Genomic DNA, 19920 nt, shown 5'->3' with positions numbered 1-19920 from the left:
GCTTGTTGTTTGTTTTGTCGATACCAAAATAAAAAAAGTCTGCTAATTGTCATTATGATTAGCAGATTTTTTAAGGAGAAATAAAATGTATAAAAAAAAGCTGTTGGTTGTTTTGCTATCTATAGCATCATTAGTAACTTTTACTGCTTGCGATTTAGATAAAGGCAACGAAAAAGATGATATAACGAAGAAGTTATCCATTGTTACAACTTTTTATCCTATGTACGAATTTACGAAGGAAGTGGCGGGTGACCGAGCGGATATTTCAATGTTAATGACTCCAGGAACAGACGTACATGGTTTTGAGCCGAGTGCGAAGGATGTAGCTACTATTAATGAAGCGGATATCTTTATATACAGTAGTAGTGCAATGGAAACGTGGGTAGGTAGCTTGATGAACTCTTTAGATAGTGAAAATCTAATTGTAGTTCGATCTGCTAATAATAGCGAGTTTATTCAATCGGAAAATTCGAAAAAAAACCAAAACTCTGTTATTACGGAAAACGACGGTAATATTCTCAATGAAGAAGATGTTCCCGAAACGATTGAAGTTAAAGGGGTAGCAGGTCATTATCATACTGGTGATGTTGTACAACTAGTCGCTGAACCAAAAGAAAATGTAAGCTCTGATAAATTTCAATGGTATATCAAGACGGAGCAAGGGAATTGGGTAGCTGTAGAAGATGCTAGATTCGATAAGTTTGAGTATACAACAACTGGGAAGAACTTTGAAACGAAAGTAGTTCTTTATAATAGCAAGGGAGAACAACTAGAGAAATCAAAATCGATTTCTGTTATTATAGATGATCATAATGGGTTAGACCCGCATGTATGGTTAGATCCTGTACTCGCACAAGATCAGGTTGATAGAATAAAAGCTGCTTTGATTCAAGCAGATCCAGCTGGAAAATCGTATTATGAGAAAAATGCCCAATTGTTCAATTCGGAATTACAAAAATTAGATCAAGAGTATCAAGCTGCTTTTGATTCAGCTGACAAACGTGTTTTTATCGTGCAACATCAAGCATTTGGATATATCGCAAAGCGTTATGGCCTAGAACAAGTTTCTGTTGGAGGATTGTCAACTGAGATTGAGCCTACAGCTTCACGGATAAGTGAAATAACGAATTTAATGAAAAAGTATGATTTACCGATCATTTATTACCAACACGGTGAAAATTCTTCGATTGCAAAAACTATAGCACAAGAAACTGGTACGGATATTGAAGTATTATATGATCTTGAAGGTATTACTCAAGATATGCAAGATCAAGGGGTTGACTATATAACCCTAATGAGAAAAAATCTTCAAGCTTTAAAACTAAGTGTAAACTAAATTTTTGATAATAGATTTTAGGAAAAATGTCAAAATAAAAAAGTGGAAAAGAGGAATTCTGTTAGAAATCTGTAGAGTGGAGATATCCACTCTTTTTTTTATATAGAAAAAATTGCTATAATTTATCATAAATTCGAGAATAATAACTAAAAAAGATTTAAATTTAGAGTTTTTTCAGTTTAATAAAATCCGGAAATGATAGATATATTTTTTATTTGGTCGAAAATTTATTGACTAAATAAATTTATTGGAAGAATATCTTCAAATATAACTAAGGAACTTAATATCTGGAATGTTGCTAATGAGAAGAAATTGCGAATAGAGTATAGTATTAAAAATATTAATTTCTTGTTGTTTAGGTTCCGTTTTTGTGGTACTGTTTAAAACGTAACGATTACGCTTTGTGTAGTTTTAAGCAAATAGTAGAATTGAATTTATCAACCAACGAATAAATTTAAGGAGGAAATTATGAGAGAGAGAGTACCAGTAACAGTTTTAACAGGATATTTAGGTTCAGGTAAAACCACTCTGTTGAATAATATTTTGCATGGCAACCATGGGAAAAAAATTGCGGTTATTGTAAATGACATGGGAGAGGTAAACGTTGATGAGGCTTTAATTGATCACGGGGGATTCAAACGCACTGATGAAAAACTAGTTTCTATGGCTAATGGATGTATCTGTTGTACGCTACGTGAGGATTTAATCGTTGAACTTAATAATATCGTGGCTGATGGTTCGATTGAACATATTGTGATTGAATCTTCAGGGATAAGTGAGCCCATTCCAATTGCGCAATCGATTGTTTTGCCGGACAACCCTTTGGGGATTGATTTGACCAATAAACTAGTGCTAGATGCTGTTGTTTCAATTGTTGATGTAAGTCGATTTTGGGATAATTTTCAATCTGGAGAAAAAATTGAACAACGAAAAGCCCAAGGAGATATTGACGAAGAGGATCGAGATATACGAGACTTACTGATTGATCAGATTGAATTTTGTAATGTTCTCTTATTAAACAAATGCGATCTTTTAGAGAATGAAAAAATTAACAAAATCGAACAGTTAGTTCGTAAGCTCCAACCAGAAGCTAAAATTATTAGAACCGTTCAAGCCAAAATTGACCTAAAGGATATTCTGGATACGAAACTTTTTGATATGGAAAAGATTTCGTATTCAGCTGGTTGGTTGAAGGAATTGGAATTGGGATTTCAAGATCATGTTCCTGAAACTGAAGAATATGGTATTTCTAGTTTTGTTTATCGAAGCAAATTACCCTTCGATGCAAATAAATTTCATGTTTTTGCTGAACGTAATTTGCCGAAATCCGTTACTAGATCAAAAGGATTTGTCTGGTTAGCACAGCATAGTGATTTTTCTGTTCTTTTTGAGACCGCAGGAAACCATAAAAGTATTTCACCGCTGACATATTGGATAGCTACTCTTCCAAAACAAGAACGAAATCAAATTATAAAGTTGAACCCAAATTTAAGGGAAAGTTGGCATCCTCTATATGGCGATCGCTTAACAGAAATAGTCTTTATTGGGATGGATATGGACCGAGAGCTAATTCAGACTCAGCTAGACGATTGTATAGTAGATGAAGAAAGCTATGATGGGGAGTTTTTCAGTAGAATATCTCCTTATCCTTGGGAAAAGAAATTCGCTATTGTTGGAGACTGAACGAATCGCAACGATAAAGGTATAAAAATATATTTCCAATAATGAATATTTATGGAGTATCTTATAATAACTAATTAGCTTGAAACGATCGAATGTCTCAAGTGTCATTCATGTATCTTATAAGCTTTATAATGATTAATGTAAAAGATTGGCGTCTTTCTTGGTATGTAAAAAAAGACCTCTTCAAATGAAGATGTCTTTTTAGTCAAGCAAAAGAGATATGTGGCGCTTCTCTTTTTTTATAAAAAGAGTGGAGAAAATTACTTTTCAATTAGCCTTTTTTACCATCTGCTTGACGAAACATATCTTCAATAACAATATCGAAAATTTCGCCTAGTGTTGAACAATATTCTAGGATAAGCCAAGGTTCGTTCGTATGAAAGTGAATTTTAATTAAAGATTCATCTCCTACAACTAGTAAACAATCTCCTTCAAAATTAGAGGTAATGTATTCCGAAAGAGTGTCTTCATTTAAATTAAATCCTTCTAGTAGCAACTGTGTGTCATATCTATAATTTCCGAGTTCCATTATTTGTTCTCCTATTCAACTATATTTTTGCAAGTGCTGCATAGCCCTAAAATGGTGATGTCGTGACTAGTAATTAAAAAATCATTTTCGACTTCTAACGTTGGTAGAAATTTTTTCAAGAAACAATGAATTGGTACGAGTTTTTTGCAATTGGTACAAAGCATAAAATGTCTGTGTTCACTATTGCTTAAGCAGTAATAAACAACAGTGTTTATGGTTATTCTTTGAACCAAACCTATTTCAGATAACTTATCCATGGTTCTGTAAACTGTTGAAAGGTTCATTAAACTATTTCCAATTGAATGATGTATCATTTCTGCATTTAAGGCTTGATTCTTATTTTCTTCAAATAATTCAATGATAGCTTTTCGTTGCCTAGTCATTCGCAAGAATTATCACCTCCATTATCTAAGATATCAACTATTATAAAATAATTGCAAATAATTTGCAATTAGACATTGACGAATAACTAAGTTTTCGTTTAAGATAATTGCAAATGATTTGCAATTGTTTGAAAAGTCGTTTTAATACGAAGGAGGTAAAAGAATGAGTTTAATACCAATTACAGTTCTTACAGGTTTCTTGGGTTCAGGAAAGACTACTTTATTAAATAAACTTATGAAAGATACAAAAGATGAAAATGTAGTAATTATAGTCAATGAATACGGAGATGTTGGAATTGATCATCAATTAGTCTTATCAAATGAGCAAGAACAGATTTTTCAAATGAATAATGGATGTATGTGCTGTGTATTACGAGAAGATTTGATTGACATGTTTCTGGCTATTTTGCAAGTTGCTGAGAAAGGTAGTACGTCGATAGATCGGATAATCATTGAAACAAGTGGTTTAGCAGAACCTAGTCCTATAGCACAAACAATTATTCGTACCCCATTATTAAATGAACATTTTGTTATTGATAGTTTAATCACATTGGTCGATGCCAAAAATGGTTTTTACCAACTAGAAAATTATAACGAAGCGGTTGAGCAAGTAGCTTTTGCAGATAAAATTTTTCTTACTAAGACAGATCTGACTGATACAAGCGAAGTGAATATATTAAAAAAAGAGCTGAATAAGATCAATTCTCTTGTTGATACAGCTGTACTCAATATGAATACAGTTACTTATGAGGACATTATTGGATTAGATTTATTCGATCGATCCATCTCGGGTGCAAAAAATGTGAATGCTGATATTGACCACATGATAAATAACCATACTGCTAATCAACACCAACAAAGTGGACACCATGATCATGACCATAATCACGAAGGCCATGATCATGGAAGTCATCATCATATCCACACAGACGTAGATACCTTTGTGATTACAAGCAATTCTCCTCTGCCTGAAGAACAAGTTGTTAGTTGGCTTAGATTGTTGATTTTTCAATACGGGATGGATTTGATGCGTTATAAAGGGATTTTGAGCATTGAAGGACAACCGTATCAGATCGTTTTACAAGGAGTTAACATGGCCTATAAACTTGAAGAAGGACAAGCCTGGAAGGGATCCCCAGAGACAAAAATTGTATTAATTGGAAAGAATTTACCACAAAAAGAGATAACAGATTTGCTTTTAATTGATAGTAAAAAAAATTCATCTGACCGTCAGTTAAGGAATTCCTATGAATAATCTATTTCTTTGGCTGTGTTTTGGGGTTATGTGGCTGATGATATTTGGGGTTATTTTGTATTATATCGGTATGATCGATCGCAAGTATATACGTCACACACTAGTTTTGGGAATAATCACTATTCTTTCTACTACTGCAATTTGGTTGTCTGTGGGATATTCATTAAGCTTTTATGGAAATATTCAATATAGTATTTTTTCTGATTTGATATTACCAGATGAAGTTGTTTCACTAGTTTTGCAACTACTCTTTTGCCTATATGCAGTAATTATGCTTGTAGGCTCAGTGCTAGAACGAAGTAACTGGAAATACATTGCCTTGTATGTTCCTTTATGGATTTTATTTATCTATGCTCCAGTGTGTTATTCATTGTGGGGAGAACAGAATTGGCTGAGTGATATTGGTGTTTTAGATTATTCTGGGGGATTAGTCGTACACGCCACTGCCGGGATAGGTAGTCTTGTTTTGGCAAGAACTTTACCTATTCGCTCAAAGATTACAGGACCATCTGATATACAAGAAATAATGGCTTTTATCGGAATGGTATTTATTACTTTGGGATGGTTTGGATTTAATATGGCTCCTTCAGGTGAGATGGGAGAAGCAGCAATCCTAATTTGGGTAAATACGCTTATTTCAATTATAGGTGGAGGAATAAGCTGGTTTTTAACACAACGAGTACTAGAACAACAAATTTCTGTTTTTGACCTGATGAATGGAATGATTGTTGGCTTGGTAGGAAGTACCTGTTCTGTAGGCTATGTGGGTCCAGGCGCTTCATTGTTGATTTCAATAATTGTGTGTATTGCTTGCCCAATTGTTATTGAAAGAATACATCAGCATTTTCCAAACTTTGATGATGCAGGAGATTCTTTTGGGATGAACGCGATTGGCGGAATTATTGGGTCTATTTTAACAGGTATTCTAGCAGAAAACGGGAATTTTTTTAATCAATTGGTCGGGACCTTTTATGTTTGTTTATGGAGTTTTGGTTTAAGTTTTTTGATTCATTATTTTTTGAGAAAGTTGATTAATGATTTTGATGCACAATCATCTTCAAAGAATAATGAAACAGAATATATTTCAAGTACGGAGGTGAAACGTTGATTTTATCAGGAAGAAAAATTCAAGAGTTACAAAATGATAAAATTATTATCACTCCATTTAATGAAGAACAAATCAATCCTAATAGTTATAATTTGCGATTGCATAATCAAATTGGAGTTTATACGGATTCGGTTTTAGATGTGAAAAGAAAAAATGAAATGAAGGTATTTACAATTCCGCAATCTGGTTTTCTGCTTGAACCCCATCACCTATATTTAGGAAGAACGGTTGAGTACACTGCAACGGACTTTTTCGTACCTATGTTAGAAGGAAGATCTTCTTTAGGGAGACTCGGATTAAATATTCATGTAACAGCTGGGTTTGGTGATATAGGTTTCTCTGGATATTGGACATTAGAAATGCATGCGATTGCTCCGATTTGGATTTATCCTGGAATTGATATTTGTCAGATCTACTATCATACAATCGAAGGTGAATATGATCTCTATCGGAAAAAATACTCTGAGAACAGTGGTTTAGAAGCTAGTAAAATGTATTTGGAATTTTAAGTGGAGGTAGAATATGGTAGAGAAAAAAGAAATCGTAATTATAGGTGCTGGAGCTGCAGGCGTTGGAATGGGAGTCACGTTAACAGAACTTGGAATAACTGATTTTGTGATTCTTGAAAAAGAAAAAGTTGGAAACAGTTTTGCTAATTGGCCGAAAGAGACGAGATTTATTACCCCTTCTTTTACAAGTAATGGGTTTGGTATGTCTGATTTAAATGCAGTAGCGGTTGATACATCTCCTGCGTATACTCTAGGAAAAGAACGGCTTTCAGGTACTGATTACGCAGAATACTTGCAATTAGTTTCAGATGAATATCATCTTCCACTTAAGACAGGTTGTACAGTTAAAACTATAAAAAAAGAAAAAAAAAATTATCTTATAGAGACAACTAAAGGAACGATTTCTACGAATTATCTCATCTTTGCTGTAGGAGAATTTTCTTTTCCAGCTAAAACCAGCATTGAAGGTGCTGATAGATTTGGATTGCATTACGCAGAAGTAAATTCTTGGGAAGAAATTGAAGGTGAACATCAAACGATTATCGGGGGAAATGAAAGTGCAATTGACGCCGCTCTTGAATTAGCAAAATTAGGTAAAGATGTGTCTATCTATACAAAAAGTTCTGGTTTAGATTCTAGGGAAGCAGATCCAAGTATAAGACTATCGCCTTATACAAGACAGAGATTTTTTGATTTACATGTAAATCAAAAAATCTCTGGAAATATCAAAATTTTTACATCTGCAACAATTAGAAGAATCGAGAAATTAGCAGCTGAATACGAACTGATTACTGATAATGGAGAATCATTTAAGGCGGAAAGTACACCAATTCTTTGTACAGGATTTCAAAATGGCGTAAAAACAATTGCTACATCTTTATTTGAGTATAAAGAAAACGGAGAGGCGTTATTAAATCAATTTGATGAATCAACTGTAGCAAAAAATGTTTTTCTAACAGGACCGAGTGTACGAAACGGTTCTGCGATATTCTGTTATGTTTATAAATTCAGACAACGATTTGCATTGATTGCTAACGAAATTGCCCAGAGAAATGATCTTATCGTTGATCCCAAAAAAATAGAGTATTATAAAAAGCAATCTTTTTATTTAGATGACTGTTTTGATTGTGATGTAACATGTACTTGTTAAATAATGTATGGTAATGAAAATTTTTCAATGGGCGAATTTGTAGAATTAATAATATATTAAAGGATGTGATTTTTTTAAAATGAATATTATTTATCCACCATTAGTAGAGCAATGCTATGAAAAATTTTTTAAGAATGATGACAAAGTAAGTAAAGCAGAAGTCTATCAATTTCTTATCTACAATCAATTTATTAATAATAATGGTTCAGCAACTAAAATAGCGATTGATAATCAATGGATTCAAGAATATGTCGAAGAACCAAACATCAGTTTCGAGGAATTTCTTGTAATTTATCCTGTTTTTAAAAAGTTTGATCAATCCTTGTTTCAAATGATTAATGGATTTTGGGAGATTTCTTCAACGCAAAAAAACGTATTAAATAAAATGATTGATTCGGACTGGTTTAGCTATGAAGAAAAGCTTCAGATTCAAGCATTTTTGAATACTCAGATGGAAGAGGAAGAATAAAAGGGATGGATACACACGGTAAAGTACCTATAACAATCATTTCTGGATATTTAGGTTCAGGAAAAACTAGTCTGATATTACATTTACTGAAGTGTAAGCAAAAAAAACGGGTAGGAATTATTGTAAATGATGTGGCTGAAGTAAATGTTGATGCCAAAAACATTAGAAATTCCGAGTTTTTTTCCGAGGAAGATTGTCTTATATCATTGCAAAATGGTAGCATCAGTCACAGTCTAAAAGAAGATCTAGTTGAAGCTGTTTATACACTCTCTTCTTCTGGAAAAATTGATGAAATATATATTGAATCGACAGGCATTGCTCAACCAGATTTAATTGCAAAATATATTCAACACGGAGAGAGCAACAATCATATTCAGCTAACAGAAGTTAGTATAATTGATGCTCTAATTACAGTCGTTGATGTGTTTAGGTTAGCTCAACAATTTTCTTCGGAAAATGGTAAATTTAATGAAAATTATACTGAGAGCAATCTTGTGATTATGAATCAAATCGAGTTTTGTGATATTTTGCTTTTTAATAAAATCGATATGGTGACCGAAAAAGAAAAAGAATACTTGAAAACAATAGTGAAGCAAATTCAACCTACTGCTCATTTTATAGAATGCACATTTTCTCAAGTAGGAGTGAATAAAATTACGAATACTCGCTTGTTCAGTGGAGAAGATGAAATTAATCTATTTGACAATGGAACCTATAATTTAGAGAAGCTAGAAAATAATTTTCATATTGATACCTTTGTTTATACTCGGAGAGAACCTTTTCATCCTGAACGTTTTGATCAATGGCTTGATAGGTGGCCGAAAGAAGTTACTCGGTGTAAAGGAGTAGCTTGGTTTGTTTCTCAGCCAAACAACGTAATTAAAATTTCCCAGTCCGGAAGAGCGATGGACATTATTCATAGTGGTTACTGGATCGCTGCTTTAAAAAAGTGGGAAATTGAAAAAATGTTGTCTATTCGTACTAACCTAAAAGATATTTGGGATCCTTTATACGGCGATCGCATGATAGAACTAGTTTTTATTGGTACAAATATGAAAAAGGAACAAATTATAAAAGACCTGAATAATTGTCTTGTTAAAGAAGGGGAACCAGTTCAAATAGAAAGTGATCCTTTTAAAACAGTAGATTATTTCTAACTAAATTATTTTATAGTGGTAAGGAAACAAAAAATCATAAGATAAAGGAGGAACTGTATTTTTTTAAGGATAAAGTAAATAATTTCAATATAATGGAATCCCATTAAGAATAAGTGATTTTAATAAAATTACATTAGAAAGAGAAGTTTAAACTTATGAGTCGAAAAAAAAAGTTATCTTATGACCCTTTAGAAATGGAAGCTTATGAAAATCATTTGAAAGCGAAAGAAATGCGACAAAATGGAAGTACAATTGTAGAAATTGCTAATAAATTAGATATGAGCCAAGATACAGTATCAAGATTTTTAAAAAATGATAGGGACTGTAAATTTATTAAAGTCAATTCTTGGAAAAGAAGAAAAGAAGAAAAGATGCTGAGGTTAAAAGAAAATAGTCTAAATAACTGCGAATAGTATAATAAAGCTGTTTATAAAAACCTAAAATAAATTTCGTGAAAGCAATAAACTAAAGCTATTTTAACCAAAAATAAAAAATGGAATTTTTGAGACAGAAAAAGTGAACTATAATTTCACTCTGTTAATAGCCAGTCTTCTGAAAATATAATGGAGGGAAATATTTTGGGGATCCCCATTACTCTTGTAAGTGGTTTTTTAGGTGCAGGGAAAACAACGTTAATCAATCAAGTGCTGTCAGAAACAAAAGTTAATAAAAATGAAATTATTATAATTGAAAACGAATTTGGAGAAATTGGTATTGATCATGATTTTCTTATACACACGGATGATAAAGTTTTTCAATTAAATAACGGATGTATGTGTTGTATAATGCAGTCGGACATTGAAGAAACTTTTAGATCGATTGTAGAAGAATTTATTAAGAAAGGGAACACAATTAAAAAAGTTATTATTGAAACTACTGGAATCGCCGATCCAATTTCTATTATTCGAAAGATAACAACAAGTAATTATATATCACTATATTTTTATATTGATACAGTCATTACAATCGTAGATGCAAAAAATTTTAGCAATTATAAAGAGCGTTTTACCGAAGTGGGAAAGCAAATTGTTGCTGCAGATCAATTGATCATTTCTAAATACCAGAAGGATAACCGAATACAGTCACAGATGGTAGAGGTTATCAAGACAATTAATCCCTTTGCAAAGATAAAATATTTCTTGTTAGATGGTTATTTCTCATCAAGCGATTTTTTCGATCAAGAGTTATTTAATCGTTTCCCATATTTAATTGAAGATGAATTTAATACGAACGATTCCAAACTGAAATTCTCGCCTAAATATGATAATTTAGAAACTTTAAATCCTTTGCATGATTTTATAGCAATCAATCTTAAAGTGACTACAAAATATACTAAAAAGCTATGGACCCTTTGGTTGGAATGGTTGTGCATGAATTATGGAGAAAACCTCTATCGTTACAAAGGAATTTTGGTATGTAGAGACATAGAAGATGATTTGTATTTGCAAGGTGTGTGTCAAACTTATGATTTAACTCATTCATCTAAAAGATACAATGAAAATTTCTCGAAAATAGTAATTATAGGGAAAGATTTACCTAGAAAAGAAATTGAGTATTCGCTTGTAGAGCTAGGGAAATTCATGTGAGTTCTGTTTTATCCCAGTTTTTTAATAATGAAAAAATAAATAATGTTAACTAGCTTACCAAATACTAAATTTCACCATTATTTTTGAGAGAACGAATGATAAATTTTAATTGCAATAATGTTTGTTTTTTATGACATATTAGGCGTTGACCAATGAATTTTTAGGAATAGATGGTATTGATTAGTAGTAACAAATTATAGTGATTATTTATCTGAATACACGGTAAATATTGATTACCATTTACTAATAATAGCACCCGACAAACAAGATTAGAAACTACTGTTTCAAAAAATTTAGTCTCAATCACTTGAACTTATATAATGATGGTTTACATGATATGAAATCTCCTAAACAAAGGCAGCTTGATTGTTGTGGTTAGGGATTTACGCTATTTTTCCCATGGAATAAAATAGCAGTTCTGTTTCCTTGATTGTCTCGTTATATTTATGGATTTTGAGAAATGTTCTACATAGTACGAGAGCTTGTCTAAAAATTATTCGTTTTAGATAGAATAGTAAAAAAGACATCGGACGTGAAGCGACCCCCAGCAGTTAGACCAAAAAAACTAACTTTTTGTTGAAGTTATCATTTTTATTATTAACCCAAAATAATACTTTTTATGAAAAATCGCATTGATAGGAGATTCTATGATCACTCACTAAGACTAAATATTGTGAAATATTTTTGTAAAAAAACAAAATATAACGGATTTCTACAAATACTCCATAAAAACTATGAAAACTAACTTGTTATAATTATCACTGAGGAGGGGTTATCTAAATTAATTAAAAAACATTTGACAGGATCAATACCATTTGGTACTATTTGGTTTTGTAAAACGTAATGATTACTATTTATAAATTGGTATAATTTGGAGGATTTAGCATGACAGACACATATGATCATTGGTGGTTAGAAGGAACAAATGGGGACCAAGAGATGGAAAATGACCATCAAGAAGCATGGCAAAATATTATTACTTTACTGAACCCTAAAGATATCATGGCAAAGAGAGTATTGGATTTTGGCTGTAACCAAGGTGGTTTTCTACGGAAATTACACGATGCACTACCATTTACAAGCGGTGTCGGGATTGATTTAGCGAGTAAAGCTGTGGAAGTAGCCAATACGCGGGTGGGAACCAAACCAATACGCTATTTAAATACAGGGGATGCTATATCTTTAGACCAACAATTTGATACGGCAATCAGTACATCCGTCCTATATTTGATTGAAGATTTGGATGAGCATTTCCAAATGATTAATGATGTTTTAGTGGATGGTGGCGTATACTATGCTTCATTTGCAGATCAAACGAATAATCCTAGTTTTGATTATATGAAACGCGTGATCGATGCATACGGCGCAACCAAAATGCAAGGAAAAACGCTGAATGAGGTCGTGGATAGCTTGGTCTCACATGGTTTTTCTGTTGAACTAATCAAAGAATATACCAAATCAATCTATGAAGTGACGGACTACAAAAAGTTTTATTTATCTGTAGCGGATTTCATCCAGTCTTGTGAAAGCAGTTATTTGATCAAAGCGACAAAAGCACCAGTGAAAGGAAACTTGAAATGAAAAAAATTCTAGGCTTATTATTGCCAGTTATTTTAATAGGGGTGTTGGCAGGTTGTTCAACAGCGAAGAACGAAGAGGCAAATGTTGACAGCCAATCTGTCGGTATTGCAATCACAGGAGATGCCCACGCGGATGCATTAGACGCAACGAGCTACGATTCTGAAATGGCCATCTATAGTGCTGTTTATGAACCTTTGATCACTTATGGCGAGAAAGGAGATTATGGAATTGGCAGAATCTTGGGATATCTCTGAAGACGGCAAAACCTATACCTTTAATTTGCAAGAGGGTGTCAAATTTTCTGATGGAAGCTACTTTGATGCGGAAGCAGTGAAATTTACCATTGAGCGAGCCAAAAAAATGAACCCAACAACGACTTTGCAAACCTTGGTTCACTTGGATAAAGTCGAAGTTGTCGACAGTACAACGGTCACTTTGCATTTTAAAAAAGTATCGAATCAAGTGTTGGCAGAATTATGTGCCACACGTCCGTTGCGGATTATGAGTCCAAATGCAGTTGAAGATGGACAGGTCGGTGGTGCATTTCAAAAAGCGATTGGTACGGGTCCTTTTACAGTCGGTACGTCAACAGAAGAAGAGGTGACCATGGTTCCTAATCCATATTATAACCATGAAAATCCTTTGACCTATCAAGTTATTTTCAAAACGATTACCGACGGCAGTTCTCGTGCGTTGGCTTTGCGAAGCGGCGAAGTGGATATTGCAGGCGGAACATTAGGTCAGATCATGGACAGTGATCTGCAATCACTCGCTGATTCTGATGATTTTGCCACGTATCAATTTACAGGAACGATGTCTCACTTTTTGGCATTTAATCCAGATAATACGACGTTGACCAGCGATATCCGCAAAGGAATCGAATTGGCGATCGATAAAGAATCTTTATCGGATCATGACATTGAAGGCCTGTTCCAAAGTAGCGTTCAGTACGTAACTGATGCGAATCAAACAACTGTATCTTACGATGTTGATGAAGCGAAAAAGACCTTCGAAGCTGCTGGATACCAAATGAATGACAATGGTTTTTATGAAAAAGACGGTCAAGACCTTGCTTTTGACTTAGTCATTCAAACAGCTGAATTTCCAGAATGGAAAGAACAAGCGGAAGTGATTGAAAATAATCTGAAGCAAGCTGGTGTAAATATAACGATCAATACGTTAGACAGCGAAAGTTACTATGATGTTTTATGGACATCAAAAGACTTCGATATGATTTTATATCGTACGTATACCGATGCTCTGCTGCCATATAATTTTTTGAACTCTCTCTTTTATAACACGGGAGATAGCCATGGCGTGCTGGCTGATGATGAACGGCTTTCAACATTGCTAGATACCTACGCGGCGGCTGCTAATGAAGCGGAACAACAAAGTATTTTCGATGATATTTTTAAAGAACTATCAGACGAAACTTTGGCCATTCCCATCGATTATAAAGACGAGAACTTCGTAACAACAAGTAAAATCAAGGACTTTGTCTTTTCTGGTTTATCTGATGCGCCTATTGATTATCAACAATTAGTGGTGAAATAAACATGAATGTTCGCATCCTTTGTCGAAAGACGTTCCGCTTCTTGCTTAGTTTGCTGCTTTTTTCAGTGTTGCTATACGGGTTGCTGTATCTATCGACAGGGGATCCGGCGATTAGTTTATTGAGAAAATCTGGCACATCGAACATCACAACAGATGCACTGAATCAAACACGCCAAGCTTTGGGGTTGGATCAAACATTCTTTGTCCAATACTTTCGTTGGCTGTTGCTTATCCTGCAGGGGAACTTTGGCTTATCTTATATGTCAGGAGAGCCAGTCTTACAGACTATGATCGCCAGATCAGCGATTACCGTCACCATTATTGGTTGGTCGTTTGTTATCAATCTGCTTATTTCTTTGGTGGCGGGGACGCTGATTGCCAATTCACCAGTATTAAGGAAAGGGCGGTCTATATTAGTGGTCTGTTTGTCCTTTCCGAGTTATTGGATAGCCATTGTATGTATCTTCATATTTGGGGTCCAATTACAATGGTTCCCTTTTGTAGGCAGTGGAACTGCGAGCCATTTGGTGTTGCCGATTCTCGTTTGTATGCTGTCAGAAGGGCTGTATTTGATCAAAATCGTGAGTGACTTATTGAGCGTTTCAGCTGAAAGCGATCTGGAATGGATTGCTAAGCGTAGACGTATCCCTTGGCTTGCAAGGCGATACTATCAAATAAATGACAATATGGTTCCTTTGATTGCTTTATACGCCAACAGTCTGATACGTTTATTTAGTATCACGATCATGGTTGAAGTGATTTTTAGTATTTCTGGTATCAGCAAGTTATTGATCGATGCGATTTCCGTGAGAGATTATCCCATGATCCAAGGTGTGGGATTGGTGATTGCAAGCATCGTTTTTTTGATCAATTATCTGTCGGATGTGCTTGTTCTGTTATGCGATGAACGAGTAATGCTGCATCAAGGAGAAAATCTATGAAAAAGGTTTTTGGACTATGTACCTTCATTTGTATCATTGCAGGGATATTTTTGTTCTTGCAAAATCCTTACGAGATTGCGAGAGAACAACGATTGCTGGGTCCTAGTTTGCAGCATTGGATGGGCACAGATTATTTGGGACGTGATCTCTTTAGCCGTTTAATGTATGGCACTGCCTATTCTCTGGGTTATGCTTGTCTGTCGATGATTGCTGTTGTGTGTGTCAGTCTGCTGCTCGGTGGACTTGCTGGCAGCATCGGTGGATTGGTTGATACAGTGATTACCACCTTTGCGGATATCATTGTCAGTATTCCAGCGATTCTCTTCGCCTTGGTCTTTTCTGGATTGTTTGCCAATTCGATCACCACTGTTTTGGCGGCGCTGGCTTTCAGTTGGTCCGGGCGCTATATTCGCTATATTCGAAACCTTGTATTGGATATACGGAAAGAAGCCTTTATTTTGTTGGCGCCAATGCGAGGATCAGAAGGGATGCATACGTTGATTCACCATGTATTGCCTTCCATGCGACCGGCTTTGCTGTCGTTATTCGTGACAGATATCGGGCGAATCATGTTGAATATTTCAGGCTTGGCTTTCTTGGGTATTGGTGTACATCCTCCAACACCAGAATTAGGCACGATATTGTATGATGGCAAGCTTTATTTTTATGCTGCACCAGGGCTGTTTATTTTTCCGGGGGTGATGTTATGCTTTGTGGTTTTGGTGACCCAAACAATTGGACTGCGCGTGAAAGAATATGGTGAACACAATGCTTGAGTTAAAACAGGTCACGCTTACCTTGCGGGACAAGAAATTGTTGGAGAATGTCTCTTTTCAGGTTGAACCAGAAACATTTTATTGTTTGATCGGCGAAAGCGGCGGGGGGAAAACTTTGATTGGAAAAACACTGCTGGGACATCTACCCGCTGATTTCACAGTGGAAGGCGAGATCGTGGTCAACAGTCAGCGGGTAGAAGTGGTCTTGCAGAATCCAGTGGATAGTCTTGCAGCAAACATACCGGTTGGTACCCAACTCCATCATCTGCTTCGGGGACAAAGAATCCCCAAAACGCAATGGACACTGCGAATAGAAGAAGTATTGACGCAGGTTGGGTTGAACTATGATAAGACTCTGTTAAACAAACGACCCTATCAACTCAGTGGCGGGATGTGCCAGAAGGTTGCTTTGGCAAGCGCGTTGATTGCCAAACCAGAAGTGATTATTGCGGATGAGGCGACGAGCGCATTAGATGCTGAAAGCCAGCAATCACTCCTTCAGTTGCTGAAGAAGTTGCAGACTGAGGCACATTGTACCATCTTTTTCATCACCCATGATCTCGATCTGGCCCGCACGTTTAGTACCGATTTAGGTGTTGTCAATGATGGGCAGTTGATCGAGTCTGGAAAAACAGACGCGATCATGAACAATCCGCAACAAAAATATACGAAAGAATTGATTGATATATTTGATGCTTAATGAAACTATTTTACGAATAGAACAATTATCCAAATCCTATAAACAACCGGTTTTTCGACATTTATCCTTTCAGTTGGCACAAGGTGAGTGGTTAGGGATCGTTGGAGAAAACGGAAGTGGTAAGTCCACATTGGTTAAAATCATTGCTGGTTTAGAAAAGGCTGATCAAGGCACGATCTATCTGCATGAAAAGAACCAATCCAGTTATACACGAAAAGAATGGGCGCAGCAAATTCAACTGGTGACACAATATTCTCGAAAGTCTTTAGATCCGATGAAGACAGTGGCACAAATTTTGCGAGAACCTTTGCAGTTATGGCATCTCGTTCCTGCTGAGATAGTGGAGGCACGTATTGTTTCAATGCTTGTCACTTGTAATTTGCCAGCGGATATATTATCCTCGTATCCAGCTGCACTAAGCGGCGGACAGTATCAACGGGTGTCGTTAGCCCTCTCTTTATTGATTGAACCAGCCATTTTGATTTGTGATGAAATGACTGCAAGTTTAGACAAAATCAATGAACGCCATCTGTTCAAGTTTTTACGCACGCAAAAGCATATGACAGTCATTATGATCTCGCATGATGCAGTTCTGGTAAATCACATTTGCGACCGATGTATTAGAATGCAGGATTTTAAAGTATAAACTTTTATGAATTATTTCAGATATTCTATGTTGAAAAAAATTCAAAGTATGAATTTAAATACAGAAACGACGGTTTTTTGTGAAAAAAGCTCAAGCAACCTCCAAAAGTTAGACCAATAAACCTAACTTTTGAAGGTCGTTTTATTTATACGTACCCTTATTTTCTCAAGAATTGCATGATATTTCAACTCGCCCTAAAAGAATTAAAATATATATCAATAGTAGTGAAATAGACAAACATAATGACTTTAAATAGTTAAATGATATTAGACAAGCAAATCTTCTCTTGCTCAAATATGATTGGTTCCCCGTCAAGTGGACAAGGAAATATAATAAAATTTTTAAAGAGCTGTTTGCTAGTTTTGTGACAAACAGTTCTTTTGTTTTTCATGTTTGAACCTCGGCTGCGCTCGGTTGCGTACCCATTAGCTATGCGAAACAAAGGACATTTCACACAGCTAAGAGATACGATTATTATGCTGCCATTAAAAGCTGTTGGTGAGCTTGTAATGGAGTTTTTAGATTTCAAGCATTGTTGGTAACGACCATTGTTATAGTAGTTGATGTAATCTTCGATCATCAATACGAGATCTTCGCGTCTTGTAAATTTACGACTATAGTATTTTTCTTGTTTTAATGTTCCCCAGGACCCTTTCATTGGCCCATTATCAATACAATGGGAAACACGAGACATGCTTTATTTCATCCCTTGATTTTTGATTTTAGTTCTCATATTTTTACTGATGTACTGAAATCCTCGATCGCTATGGAATAGCGGATGAGCCTCAGGCTCAAGTCGAATCGCTTCGTCAAAGCTATCAAAAACCAACTTATTATCATTTCTATCGCTAATGATGAATGAAACAATACGCCGATCTGCTAAGTCTAGGATGGTACTAAGGTAAATTTTCTTTACTTGGTTTTCTAAAGTGTACTTGAATTCACTGACATCAGTTAGCCATTTTTCATTTGGTTTATCTGCATTGAAATTTCTATTTAAATAGTTCTTGGCAATATGATAAGGATTATTGGAAGCTTTAATAATTCCGTTTGGATGGTGTTTGAGGGTAGATTTAATTTGAAGACTACGATAAATCCGCAATACTCTTTTGTCATTGACGTGCATACCAAAGTCTTGGACCAAATCTTCGTGGATTCTCCTATACCCCTTGTTGTTATCTGCTTCATAGATATATCTTACTAGGTCTGCCAAGTGCTCGTTAAAGATAGTTTGAGCTGGTTTTGGTTGCTTTAACCAACGGTAATACGCTGATCTGGAGACGTGTAAAAAATCACACATACGTTTTATCGAATAATTTTTGAGATCATGGAGTTCCTTAATTACTTGGTATTCAAAGATATGACGGATGAGTTCTAGTTCCACTTCCTTTCTAACTCCCTGACTTTTTTAAGAGATCATTTTCCATTTCTAACCGTTTGATTTAGCGTTCTTGTTCAGCCAGTCGATCACGCATTTCTTCTTCAGGTGTACGACTGGGTTCTGTTCCAGCTCGATGTCCTCAGCGATCTTTTAGGCCGGCTTCGCCCATTTCCTCATATTTTAGTACCCAATTACGTACCTGTTGGTACGATACCTGATACTTGATCAGTGCCCTTTATAGGAGGAGCATATCATTTTGTTCATGCAGTCTAAATAATTTAGTTTAATTTTGTGTAATTCTAGAAATCTTGGACGATATAGTATACAAAAGTAACGGTTTGTGGCTCTTGTGTAATTTTGTTTACGAAATGCTCGTTTCCGTTATAACCAAGTACTGATCCATTAGGCAAGAACATTAAGTTAAGAAGGTAGCAAAAATAATTTGTTCATCAACTGCATTGAAGGTTTCACCAATAGTACCTATCAGTCCTTTTGGTGCTTTAACTTCTTTTCCATCTTGATCTACATAACGAACAGTTACTATGCCGACACCGGTTGTTGGTTCGGTTGGATCTGGTCTGGTCTAGGATCAACTAGTTTTACAGGATTCATTGGTTCTGTTGGTTTTTCACCAGGTGTATCTTTAATTGGAATTTCAATATAAAACTTACAATTTAAAGTATTTTCAAAGATATTTCCAGCTTTATACTCATGATGATTAAAATATCACTCAGCATCCTCATAGCTATCAAATGGCCCAATACGTAAGGTAGTGCAATCATCTCGTTCTTCAAATATTAAGTCCTTCCACTTGTCTTCTGGTTTACTTAGATTTTTTGTATTTTCACCAGATGTATTAGGCTCGTTAGAATTATCATTTCCAGTATTATTCGGATTCCCAGTTACTTGATTGTCGGAAATATTGTTATCTTTAACATTATTTGTAACCTCTGTACCTATTGGTTTATCAGGGATAATTTTGTTAACGTTATTAGCTTGGATACCGTATTTCCAGTGTTTCCGCAATCAGAATCCCTTTTTCCCATTTGATAATAGTACCAATAGCTAAATGGAATTCTTCTCGATTTGTTAAATTGATATTATTAATAGAAACTAGTGTTTAGGCATTGATATTAATCTTCATAGAAATGTCCCACAGTGTATCTCCAGACACCA

Annotated in this window: 24 protein-coding genes; 17 read left to right on the top strand and 7 right to left on the bottom strand. The window is 35.0% G+C overall.

The features are described from left to right. Positions 1-85: 85 nt before the first annotated feature. Both IAE45_RS16825 and IAE45_RS16820 read left to right on the top strand, forming a co-directional pair. Positions 86-1336 carry a metal ABC transporter solute-binding protein, Zn/Mn family gene (locus IAE45_RS16825; protein WP_200126975.1) on the top strand — a complete coding sequence of 417 codons (1251 nt, stop codon included), beginning with the start codon at positions 86-88 and terminating at the stop codon, positions 1334-1336. Positions 1337-1804: 468 nt separating this feature from the next. Further along, complete coding sequence (locus tag IAE45_RS16820; RefSeq protein ID WP_200126977.1) at positions 1805-3019, top strand: GTP-binding protein; 1215 nt, start codon at positions 1805-1807, stop codon at positions 3017-3019. A 271-nt stretch (positions 3020-3290) separates the two neighbouring features. Here the strand turns inward: IAE45_RS16820 and IAE45_RS16815 are convergent, their stop codons facing one another. Both IAE45_RS16815 and IAE45_RS16810 read right to left on the bottom strand, forming a co-directional pair. Beyond that, complete coding sequence (locus tag IAE45_RS16815) at positions 3291-3548, bottom strand: kinase to dihydroxyacetone kinase (RefSeq protein WP_140965739.1); 258 nt, start codon at positions 3546-3548, stop codon at positions 3291-3293. Positions 3549-3559: 11 nt separating this feature from the next. Further along, on the bottom strand, positions 3560-3931 hold the full coding sequence (locus IAE45_RS16810) for a Fur family transcriptional regulator (protein ID WP_200126979.1): 372 nt from the start codon (positions 3929-3931) through the stop codon (positions 3560-3562). Positions 3932-4094: 163 nt separating this feature from the next. On the opposite strand from IAE45_RS16810, the gene IAE45_RS16805 reads away from it, so the two are divergent. The 15 genes from IAE45_RS16805 to IAE45_RS16740 all read left to right on the top strand — a co-directional run bounded on the left by IAE45_RS16805 (position 4095) and on the right by IAE45_RS16740 (position 17363). Then, positions 4095-5186 (top strand): CobW family GTP-binding protein, encoded by a 1092-nt coding sequence (locus tag IAE45_RS16805; RefSeq protein WP_200126981.1) that lies wholly within the window; start codon positions 4095-4097, stop codon positions 5184-5186. 28 nt (positions 5187-5214) lie between these two features. After that, positions 5215-6294 carry an ammonium transporter gene (locus IAE45_RS16800; protein ID WP_233619145.1) on the top strand — a complete coding sequence of 360 codons (1080 nt, stop codon included), beginning with the start codon at positions 5215-5217 and terminating at the stop codon, positions 6292-6294. Continuing rightward, positions 6291-6803, top strand: a complete 513-nt coding sequence (dcd, locus tag IAE45_RS16795; protein ID WP_140965735.1) for a dCTP deaminase — start codon at positions 6291-6293, stop codon at positions 6801-6803. The genes IAE45_RS16800 and dcd overlap by 4 nt, the downstream gene beginning before the upstream one ends. A 13-nt stretch (positions 6804-6816) precedes the next feature. Beyond that, a complete protein-coding gene (locus tag IAE45_RS16790; protein WP_200126985.1) occupies positions 6817-7953 on the top strand; it encodes an NAD(P)/FAD-dependent oxidoreductase in 1137 nt (378 codons plus the stop codon). Positions 7954-8032: 79 nt separating this feature from the next. After that, complete coding sequence (locus IAE45_RS16785) at positions 8033-8422, top strand: hypothetical protein (protein ID WP_140965733.1); 390 nt, start codon at positions 8033-8035, stop codon at positions 8420-8422. A 5-nt stretch (positions 8423-8427) separates the two neighbouring features. Further along, positions 8428-9579 (top strand): CobW family GTP-binding protein, encoded by a 1152-nt coding sequence (locus IAE45_RS16780; RefSeq protein WP_200126987.1) that lies wholly within the window; start codon positions 8428-8430, stop codon positions 9577-9579. Between the two features lie 155 nt (positions 9580-9734). After that, a complete protein-coding gene (locus tag IAE45_RS16775) occupies positions 9735-9992 on the top strand; it encodes a hypothetical protein (protein WP_140965730.1) in 258 nt (85 codons plus the stop codon). Positions 9993-10157: 165 nt separating this feature from the next. Further along, complete coding sequence (locus IAE45_RS16770; RefSeq protein WP_189372284.1) at positions 10158-11165, top strand: CobW family GTP-binding protein; 1008 nt, start codon at positions 10158-10160, stop codon at positions 11163-11165. An 885-nt stretch (positions 11166-12050) separates the two neighbouring features. Continuing rightward, positions 12051-12746: a class I SAM-dependent methyltransferase gene (locus IAE45_RS16765; RefSeq protein WP_140965728.1), complete on the top strand. Its 696-nt coding sequence runs from the start codon at positions 12051-12053 to the stop codon at positions 12744-12746. Beyond that, on the top strand, positions 12743-13000 hold the full coding sequence (locus IAE45_RS19060; RefSeq protein WP_233619140.1) for a hypothetical protein: 258 nt from the start codon (positions 12743-12745) through the stop codon (positions 12998-13000). The genes IAE45_RS16765 and IAE45_RS19060 overlap by 4 nt, the downstream gene beginning before the upstream one ends. Beyond that, positions 12975-14300, top strand: a complete 1326-nt coding sequence (locus IAE45_RS16760) for an ABC transporter substrate-binding protein (RefSeq protein ID WP_233619139.1) — start codon at positions 12975-12977, stop codon at positions 14298-14300. The genes IAE45_RS19060 and IAE45_RS16760 overlap by 26 nt, the downstream gene beginning before the upstream one ends. 2 nt (positions 14301-14302) lie before the next feature. Further along, positions 14303-15241: an ABC transporter permease gene (locus IAE45_RS16755; protein ID WP_200126989.1), complete on the top strand. Its 939-nt coding sequence runs from the start codon at positions 14303-14305 to the stop codon at positions 15239-15241. Then, the gene (locus IAE45_RS16750; RefSeq protein WP_140965725.1) at positions 15238-16017 is read left to right on the top strand and encodes an ABC transporter permease; all 780 of its coding nucleotides are present in this window, start codon (positions 15238-15240) and stop codon (positions 16015-16017) included. Before IAE45_RS16755 ends, IAE45_RS16750 begins: the two co-directional genes overlap by 4 nt. Next, a complete protein-coding gene (locus tag IAE45_RS16745; RefSeq protein WP_200126991.1) occupies positions 16010-16717 on the top strand; it encodes an ATP-binding cassette domain-containing protein in 708 nt (235 codons plus the stop codon). Before IAE45_RS16750 ends, IAE45_RS16745 begins: the two co-directional genes overlap by 8 nt. Further along, on the top strand, positions 16710-17363 hold the full coding sequence (locus tag IAE45_RS16740) for an ABC transporter ATP-binding protein (RefSeq protein ID WP_200126993.1): 654 nt from the start codon (positions 16710-16712) through the stop codon (positions 17361-17363). The genes IAE45_RS16745 and IAE45_RS16740 overlap by 8 nt, the downstream gene beginning before the upstream one ends. A gap of 256 nt (positions 17364-17619) precedes the next feature. On the opposite strand, the gene IAE45_RS19380 is transcribed toward IAE45_RS16740, so the two are convergent. The 5 genes from IAE45_RS19380 to IAE45_RS19050 form a co-directional block, all read right to left on the bottom strand. Then, positions 17620-18021 carry an IS3 family transposase gene (locus IAE45_RS19380; protein ID WP_442784502.1) on the bottom strand — a complete coding sequence of 134 codons (402 nt, stop codon included), beginning with the start codon at positions 18019-18021 and terminating at the stop codon, positions 17620-17622. A gap of 39 nt (positions 18022-18060) precedes the next feature. Further along, positions 18061-18747, bottom strand: coding sequence for an IS3 family transposase (locus IAE45_RS16730; protein ID WP_200126998.1), 687 nt, complete (start codon positions 18745-18747; stop codon positions 18061-18063). 136 nt (positions 18748-18883) lie between these two features. After that, the gene (locus IAE45_RS19375; RefSeq protein ID WP_442784501.1) at positions 18884-18970 is read right to left on the bottom strand and encodes a helix-turn-helix domain-containing protein; all 87 of its coding nucleotides are present in this window, start codon (positions 18968-18970) and stop codon (positions 18884-18886) included. A 189-nt stretch (positions 18971-19159) separates the two neighbouring features. Next, the gene (locus IAE45_RS19310) at positions 19160-19288 is read right to left on the bottom strand and encodes a MucBP domain-containing protein (RefSeq protein WP_325123434.1); all 129 of its coding nucleotides are present in this window, start codon (positions 19286-19288) and stop codon (positions 19160-19162) included. A gap of 182 nt (positions 19289-19470) precedes the next feature. Further along, positions 19471-19770, bottom strand: coding sequence for a hypothetical protein (locus IAE45_RS19050; RefSeq protein ID WP_233619138.1), 300 nt, complete (start codon positions 19768-19770; stop codon positions 19471-19473). Positions 19771-19920: the final 150 nt, after the last annotated feature.

This window comes from Enterococcus sp. S53, from assembly GCF_016516865.1.
GTDB classification, from domain to species: domain Bacteria; phylum Bacillota; class Bacilli; order Lactobacillales; family Enterococcaceae; genus Enterococcus_D; species Enterococcus_D innesii.
Note: the sequence above shows the minus strand (reverse complement) of the source record. Positions and strands in the feature narration are given on the sequence as shown.

Bases quoted from the DNA above. Each gene is read 5' to 3' on its own strand.
- IAE45_RS16825 (WP_200126975.1), top strand. From the start codon at position 86: ATGTATAAAAAAAAGCTGTTGGTTGTTTTGCTATCTATAGCATCATTA.
- IAE45_RS16820 (WP_200126977.1), top strand. From the start codon at position 1,805: ATGAGAGAGAGAGTACCAGTAACAGTTTTAACAGGATATTTAGGTTCA.
- IAE45_RS16815 (WP_140965739.1), bottom strand. From the start codon at position 3,548: ATGGAACTCGGAAATTATAGATATGACACACAGTTGCTACTAGAAGGA.
- IAE45_RS16810 (WP_200126979.1), bottom strand. From the start codon at position 3,931: ATGACTAGGCAACGAAAAGCTATCATTGAATTATTTGAAGAAAATAAG.
- IAE45_RS16805 (WP_200126981.1), top strand. From the start codon at position 4,095: ATGAGTTTAATACCAATTACAGTTCTTACAGGTTTCTTGGGTTCAGGA.
- IAE45_RS16800 (WP_233619145.1), top strand. From the start codon at position 5,215: ATGTGGCTGATGATATTTGGGGTTATTTTGTATTATATCGGTATGATC.
- IAE45_RS16790 (WP_200126985.1), top strand. From the start codon at position 6,817: ATGGTAGAGAAAAAAGAAATCGTAATTATAGGTGCTGGAGCTGCAGGC.
- IAE45_RS16785 (WP_140965733.1), top strand. From the start codon at position 8,033: ATGAATATTATTTATCCACCATTAGTAGAGCAATGCTATGAAAAATTT.
- IAE45_RS16780 (WP_200126987.1), top strand. From the start codon at position 8,428: ATGGATACACACGGTAAAGTACCTATAACAATCATTTCTGGATATTTA.
- IAE45_RS16775 (WP_140965730.1), top strand. From the start codon at position 9,735: ATGAGTCGAAAAAAAAAGTTATCTTATGACCCTTTAGAAATGGAAGCT.
- IAE45_RS16765 (WP_140965728.1), top strand. From the start codon at position 12,051: ATGACAGACACATATGATCATTGGTGGTTAGAAGGAACAAATGGGGAC.
- IAE45_RS19060 (WP_233619140.1), top strand. From the start codon at position 12,743: ATGAAAAAAATTCTAGGCTTATTATTGCCAGTTATTTTAATAGGGGTG.
- IAE45_RS16755 (WP_200126989.1), top strand. From the start codon at position 14,303: ATGAATGTTCGCATCCTTTGTCGAAAGACGTTCCGCTTCTTGCTTAGT.
- IAE45_RS16750 (WP_140965725.1), top strand. From the start codon at position 15,238: ATGAAAAAGGTTTTTGGACTATGTACCTTCATTTGTATCATTGCAGGG.
- IAE45_RS16745 (WP_200126991.1), top strand. From the start codon at position 16,010: ATGCTTGAGTTAAAACAGGTCACGCTTACCTTGCGGGACAAGAAATTG.
- IAE45_RS16740 (WP_200126993.1), top strand. From the start codon at position 16,710: ATGCTTAATGAAACTATTTTACGAATAGAACAATTATCCAAATCCTAT.
- IAE45_RS19380 (WP_442784502.1), bottom strand. From the start codon at position 18,021: ATGAAAGGGTCCTGGGGAACATTAAAACAAGAAAAATACTATAGTCGT.